Origin of the sequence: Haloferax sp. Atlit-6N (assembly GCF_003383195.1) — an archaeon.
GTDB lineage: Archaea > Halobacteriota > Halobacteria > Halobacteriales > Haloferacaceae > Haloferax > Haloferax gibbonsii.
Genome location: NZ_QEQJ01000296.1, coordinates 1 through 469 on the forward strand (window position 1 = coordinate 1; position 469 = coordinate 469).

Annotated in this window: 1 pseudogene; it reads left to right on the forward strand. The window is 62.3% G+C overall.

The features are described 5' to 3' along the window. A pseudogene (locus DEQ92_RS23640) lies at window positions 1–469 on the forward strand (glycosyl hydrolase); the annotation flags it as partial.

Sequence of the window (469 nt, forward strand, 5' to 3'; positions counted from 1 at the left end):
ACACCGATCGCGTCGAAATCCTGCGCTTGGATCGTGACGCAATACGGGCCACAGAATCGGACGGCACACCGGAGCCAGACGTCGTGGCGACCGTTGACGCGCCGGTGTTCTACGCTGAAACCGTCGAGCGGGGTAAAGAGACCTGGGTCGTGCTCTCGACAGCAGCCACGACTGGGCTCGATAGCACCGCACCGCCGGGCGCGCGACGGCAGAATCCGAAGACCGTCGAAGTACTCGCTGCGTCCGATCGCACGGGGTACGGACGTTGGCACCGGATCGCGCAGTTCGAGCGGTCGACGCCGATCGGTGAATACGTGTCGTCGATCCCGACGACGAACGCCTACGTGTTCATCAGCTGGGACCCCGATCTCGGACTGTTGCTCAATCCGTTCAATACGACACGAGACCACGGAACGATTCTCAGCATCCCGCCGTCGTGGTTCGAAACGGAGGTGACAGAGTATGCGCT